We start from the raw sequence: 5,896 nt of genomic DNA on the forward strand, positions 1-5,896 counted from the left end.
AATTGGCGTTCAGGCCAAGATTGTGACCTACGAGTGGGGCGAATATCTGAAACGCGCCAAAGCGGGTGAGCATCAGGCGGTGATGATGGGTTGGACCGGTGACAACGGGGATCCGGACAACTTCTTCGCCACCCTGTTCAGCTGTGCGGCAGCGAAAGACGGTTCCAACTACTCTCGCTGGTGCTACAAACCGTTTGAAGATCTGATCCAGCCGGCGCGTGCGACCGACGATCACAACAAACGTATTGAACTGTACAAGCAAGCTCAGGTTGTTATGCACGATCAGGCCCCGGCTCTGATTGTTGCTCACTCCACCGTGTATGAACCAGTGCGTAAAGAAGTGAAAGGCTATGTGGTTGATCCATTAGGCAAACATCACTTCGAAAACGTCTCTGTCGAATAATTAAAAGCAAGCCAGGCAGCGCTACGGACCGTTAAGTCGGGTCACCGTAGCGCCACCTGACAGTAATGCTTTATCTCCCTCTCGCTGGAGGGGGAGATAAGATTTGTGAGCAATACAGATTCACGGTTCCAGGCCGTGCGTCATTAGAGAGAATCCGGGTTATGTTGCAGTTCATTCTCCGACGTTTGGGACTCGTCATCCCCACGTTTATCGGTATCACTCTTCTCACCTTTGCTTTCGTTCATATGATCCCCGGCGATCCGGTAATGATCATGGCGGGTGAGCGTGGAATTTCCCCTGAGCGTCATGCTCAACTGTTGGCTGAACTTGGTCTGGATAAACCGATGTGGCAGCAGTACCTCCATTACATCTGGGGGGTTATGCATGGTGATTTAGGTATCTCGCTGAAAAGCCGATTACCGGTGTGGGAAGAGTTTGTTCCTCGCTTTAAAGCAACGCTTGAACTTGGCGTCTGCGCGATGATTTTCGCCGTTGCGGTGGGTATTCCGGTGGGTGTACTTGCTGCCGTTAAGCGCGGCTCCATTTTCGATCACACTGCCGTTGGCCTGGCGCTGACGGGTTACTCCATGCCGATTTTCTGGTGGGGCATGATGCTGATCATGCTGGTTTCCGTGCAGTGGAACCTGACGCCGGTTTCCGGTCGGGTGAGCGACATGGTGTTCCTTGATGATTCCAATCCCCTGACCGGTTTTATGCTGATTGACACCGCCATTTGGGGTGAAGAGGGCAACTTTATCGATGCGCTGGCGCATATGATCCTGCCGGCAATGGTGCTTGGCACCATTCCTCTGGCGGTAATTGTGCGTATGACTCGTTCATCAATGCTGGAAGTACTGGGTGAAGATTACATTCGTACCGCACGCGCCAAAGGCCTGACCCGTATGCGCGTCATCATCATTCACGCTCTGCGTAACGCGATGCTTCCCGTTGTGACCGTTATCGGCCTGCAGGTCGGTACGTTATTGGCTGGGGCGATCCTGACCGAGACTATTTTCTCGTGGCCGGGACTGGGACGCTGGTTGATCGATGCGCTACAACGCCGTGATTATCCAGTGGTACAGGGCGGGGTACTGCTGGTCGCGACGATGATTATCCTCGTCAACCTGCTGGTAGACCTGCTGTACGGCGTGGTGAACCCGCGTATTCGGCATAGGAAGTAAGGGGCCATCATGTCACAGGTTACTGAAAATAAAGTTATTGCTGCACCGGTGCCCATGACCCCGCTGCAGGAGTTCTGGCACTATTTTAAGCGCAACAAAGGTGCGGTTGTTGGGTTGGTGTACGTTGTAGTGATGATCCTGATTGCGGTCTTTGCCAACGTCCTCGCGCCGTACAACCCGGCAGAGCAGTTCCGCGATACGCTGCTGGCTCCTCCTGCGTGGCAGGAAGGCGGTACCATGGCGCATCTGTTTGGTACTGATGATGTGGGCCGCGATGTGCTGTCCCGCCTGATGTACGGTGCGCGTTTGTCTCTGTTGGTCGGCTGTCTGGTGGTGGTGCTCTCCCTGCTGATGGGCGTGATTCTCGGGCTGATTGCCGGTTACTTTGGCGGGATTGTCGATAACGTCATCATGCGTGTGGTCGATATCATGCTGGCACTGCCGAGCCTGTTACTGGCGCTGGTGCTGGTGGCGGTATTTGGGCCCTCGATTGGCAACGCCGCGCTGGCGCTGACGTTCGTGGCATTGCCGCACTATGTGCGTTTGACGCGCGCCGCCGTCCTGGTGGAGGTTAACCGCGACTACGTTACCGCATCCCGCGTGGCCGGAGCCGGTGCGATGCGCCAGATGTTCGTCAATATTCTTCCTAACTGTCTTGCGCCGCTGATTGTTCAGGCGTCGCTTGGCTTCTCTAACGCCATTCTCGATATGGCTGCCCTCGGCTTCCTGGGGATGGGCGCACAGCCGCCTACGCCGGAATGGGGCACCATGCTCTCTGACGTGTTGCAATTTGCCCAAAGCGCCTGGTGGGTCGTGACCTTCCCGGGGCTGGCAATCCTGCTGACGGTGCTGGCATTTAACCTGATGGGTGACGGTCTGCGTGACGCGCTCGATCCCAAACTGAAGCAGTAAGAGGTTCGAGATGGCGTTATTAAATGTAGATAAATTATCGGTGCACTTCGGCGATGTGGGGTCCGAATTCCGTGCCGTAGACCGCATTAGTTACAGCGTGAACCAGGGTGAAGTGGTTGGCATTGTAGGGGAGTCCGGCTCTGGTAAGTCCGTCAGCTCGCTGGCGATTATGGGACTGATTGACTACCCAGGCCGCGTTATGGCCGAAAATCTGGAGTTTAATGGTCGTGACCTGAAGCGCATCTCTGAGAAAGAGCGTCGCCAGTTAGTGGGCGCGGAAGTGGCGATGATCTTCCAGGACCCGATGACCAGCCTTAACCCGTGCTACACCGTCGGCTACCAGATTATGGAAGCCATTAAGGTGCACCAGGGCGGCAACAAAAAAACGCGTATTCAGCGGGCGATTGACCTGCTGACGCTGGTGGGGATCCCCGATCCGGCCTCGCGTCTGGATGTCTATCCGCACCAGTTGTCCGGTGGGATGAGCCAGCGCGTGATGATCGCGATGGCGATTGCCTGTCGTCCAAAGCTGTTGATTGCCGACGAACCGACAACGGCGCTGGATGTGACCATTCAGGCGCAGATCATCGAGCTACTGCTGGAATTGCAGCAAAAAGAGAACATGGCGCTGGTCTTAATCACGCACGACCTGGCGCTGGTGGCCGAAGCGGCGCACAAGATCATTGTGATGTACGCCGGGCAGGTAGTGGAAACCGGGGCCGCGCAGGATATTTTCCGCGCGCCGCGTCATCCGTATACCCAGGCGTTGCTGCGCGCGTTGCCGGAGTTCGCTCAGGATAAAGCGCGTCTGGCTTCGTTGCCGGGCGTGGTGCCAGGTAAATATGACCGCCCGACCGGTTGTTTACTGAACCCGCGCTGCCCCTATGCGACTGACAAATGCCGCGCTGAAGAACCTGAACTGAACCTGCTGGAAGGCGGTCGTCAGTCGAAATGCCACTACCCACTTGATGATGCCGGGAGGCCTGGGCTATGAGTACGCAAAAGGCCGCTTTGCCACAGCCGCTGTTGCAGGCAATTGACCTGAAAAAACACTACCCGGTGAAGAAGGGGATGTTCGCCCCGGAACGCCTGGTGAAAGCGCTGGACGGCGTCTCCTTTACCCTGGAACGCGGCAAAACCCTGGCGGTGGTAGGCGAGTCGGGCTGTGGGAAATCCACCCTTGGTCGCCTGCTGACGATGATTGAAGTCCCGACCGGCGGCGAGCTGTATTATCAGGGGCAGGATCTGCTTAAGCACGACCCGCAGGCGCAGAAGCTGCGCCGGCAGAAAATCCAGATTGTGTTCCAGAACCCTTACGGTTCCCTGAACCCGCGCAAGAAAGTAGGGCAGATTCTGGAAGAGCCGCTGCTGATCAACTCCACGCTAAGTAAAGAGGAGCGTCGTGAAAAAGCGCTGGCGATGATGGCGAAAGTGGGGCTGAAAACCGAGCACTACGACCGCTATCCGCACATGTTCTCCGGCGGTCAGCGTCAGCGTATTGCCATCGCTCGCGGGCTGATGCTTGATCCAGACGTGGTGATTGCCGACGAACCGGTCTCGGCGCTGGACGTTTCTGTTCGTGCGCAGGTGCTGAACCTGATGATGGACTTGCAGCAGGAACTGGGGCTGTCATACGTCTTTATCTCGCACGACCTGTCGGTGGTAGAGCACATTGCCGATGAGGTGATGGTGATGTATTTAGGCCGTTGCGTGGAAAAAGGAACGAAGGATCAGATCTTCAATAATCCGCGTCATCCGTATACGCAGGCGCTGCTCTCCGCAACGCCACGCCTGAACCCGGACGATCGCCGCGAGCGTATCAAGCTGACCGGTGAGCTGCCAAGCCCGCTGAATCCACCGCCGGGCTGTGCGTTCAATGCCCGCTGCCGTCGGCGTTTTGGTCCGTGTACCCAGCTTCAGCCGCAGTTGAAGGATTACGGTGGACAACTCGTGGCCTGTTTCGCTGTTGACCAGGATGAAAATCCACAGCAATAAACGTGGGTTATGACCTGATAACCGGAGCCTTGTGCTCCGGTTTTTTTATATTTTGTTTTTACATCCACAATGTGAGTCCTCTGGCAGAACATTATTCCACAGCGTCTAAAATGTAGTCAGATTTCCTCTCGTCACAGAAATATCTATTTCGCAGTTGCTAACTGTCAGGAGCAAATGTGGTCACGATACGCTGGGATATTAAAACAATTGATCGTCTGTCGATGGTTGAGGATGTCCTGAAGGAATTTTCCTGCTGCGATATCAATATCATCTCCATGAAAGTCACGCCTGGACGGATCCTGATTAAATCCTGGTGCCGCCAGTTACAGGATATTTCCTGCGTGCAATCCTGTTTAGGCCGGCGCGCCGATATTATTAACGTCGCTTACCTGTGTGAAGAGATAAGCGAACTGTCAACGCCTGAGCCGGAACGCCCGCGCTATTTCTCTGACATTATTTGTAGCAGCCAGAGCATGCACTCGCTTATCGAAAAGGCGATAAAAATTGCCGACAGCAAATATACCGTTTTGATCCGCGGCGATACGGGTACTGGCAAAGAACTGCTGGCCCGGGCTATCCATAATTCCGGGCAGCGACGTTTTTATCCGTTTATTCCGGTGAACTGCTCTGCGCTACCTGAGTCGTTGATGGAGAGTGAATTCTTTGGCTACGAGAAAGGGGCTTTTAGCGGCGCAGATTGTAAAGGCAAAAAGGGGCTGTTTGAAATGGCCGATAAAGGCACCCTTTTTCTCGATGAATTTGGTGAAATGTCGCTGAGCTTACAGGCTAAATTACTGCGCGTACTTCAGGATGGCGGGATCCGTCGCGTTGGCGGGGCGCAAATTATTCCGGTCAATGTGCGCATTATTGTGGCAACCAACGCCAATCTGGAAGAGATGGTGGAACAACGTCTGCTGCGTGCCGATCTCTATTACCGCATCAATGTACTTTCACTGACCATTCCGCCACTGCGGGAGCGCCCGCAGGATATCAGCCTATTGATTCGCCACTTTGTGCAGAAATACGCGAAGGAATTCCAGCGACGGATCATTCTGGATAAAGCCTGCTTTGATGCCCAGCATCATCACACCTGGCCGGGAAACGTTCGCGAACTGGAAAATACCATCATTCGCCTGATGCTGATGGCGGAATCCGACGTCATTACGCGGGAAGAATTAGGGATGGTGAATTTGCCTGCTGTTGAGCTGACGCCGACAGAACGTCCTTTTAAAGAACAGGTTTTGTGTGCTGAACGCCAGCTTATTGAACAGATGGTGGAAGAGAATGTGTCGTCGCGGCATATCGCTAAAGCGCTGGGGGTGTCACATACCACGGTACTGAATAAAATTCGCAGCTATCAACTGGAGAGTGTGAGTTAAGCGCCGTCAGTGACTGACGGCGCTGT

Annotated in this window: 6 protein-coding genes; all 6 read left to right on the forward strand. The window is 54.7% G+C overall.

Features of this window, described 5'->3' with window-relative positions; genetic code table 11:
- A partial coding sequence (locus FDW87_RS22550; protein WP_045609567.1) for an ABC transporter substrate-binding protein occupies window positions 1-403 on the forward strand: 403 nt, incomplete at its 5' end.
- 161 nt (window positions 404-564) lie between these two features.
- The gene (dppB, locus tag FDW87_RS13115) at window positions 565-1,584 is read left to right on the forward strand and encodes a dipeptide ABC transporter permease DppB (RefSeq protein WP_016154903.1); all 1,020 of its coding nucleotides are present in this window, start codon (window positions 565-567) and stop codon (window positions 1,582-1,584) included.
- A 9-nt stretch (window positions 1,585-1,593) separates the two neighbouring features.
- Entirely contained in the window at window positions 1,594-2,496 is a 903-nt protein-coding gene (gene dppC / locus FDW87_RS13120) for a dipeptide ABC transporter permease DppC (RefSeq protein WP_016154902.1), read from the forward strand.
- A 10-nt stretch (window positions 2,497-2,506) separates the two neighbouring features.
- Window positions 2,507-3,490, forward strand: coding sequence for a dipeptide ABC transporter ATP-binding protein (gene dppD, locus FDW87_RS13125; protein WP_019078085.1), 984 nt, complete (start codon window positions 2,507-2,509; stop codon window positions 3,488-3,490).
- Entirely contained in the window at window positions 3,487-4,491 is a 1,005-nt protein-coding gene (gene dppF, locus FDW87_RS13130; RefSeq protein ID WP_003827418.1) for a dipeptide ABC transporter ATP-binding subunit DppF, read from the forward strand. Before dppD ends, dppF begins: the two co-directional genes overlap by 4 nt.
- Window positions 4,492-4,667: 176 nt before the next feature.
- Entirely contained in the window at window positions 4,668-5,870 is a 1,203-nt protein-coding gene (locus FDW87_RS13135; RefSeq protein WP_137379825.1) for a sigma-54-dependent Fis family transcriptional regulator, read from the forward strand.
- Window positions 5,871-5,896 lie beyond the last annotated feature (26 nt).

It is taken from the genome of Citrobacter sp. wls826 (assembly GCF_005281245.1).
Taxonomy (GTDB): Bacteria; Pseudomonadota; Gammaproteobacteria; order Enterobacterales; family Enterobacteriaceae; genus Citrobacter; species Citrobacter braakii.

Bases quoted from the DNA above. Each gene is read 5' to 3' on its own strand.
- dppB (WP_016154903.1), top strand. From the start codon at position 565: ATGTTGCAGTTCATTCTCCGACGTTTGGGACTCGTCATCCCCACGTTT.
- dppF (WP_003827418.1), top strand. From the start codon at position 3,487: ATGAGTACGCAAAAGGCCGCTTTGCCACAGCCGCTGTTGCAGGCAATT.
- dppD (WP_019078085.1), top strand. From the start codon at position 2,507: ATGGCGTTATTAAATGTAGATAAATTATCGGTGCACTTCGGCGATGTG.
- dppC (WP_016154902.1), top strand. From the start codon at position 1,594: ATGTCACAGGTTACTGAAAATAAAGTTATTGCTGCACCGGTGCCCATG.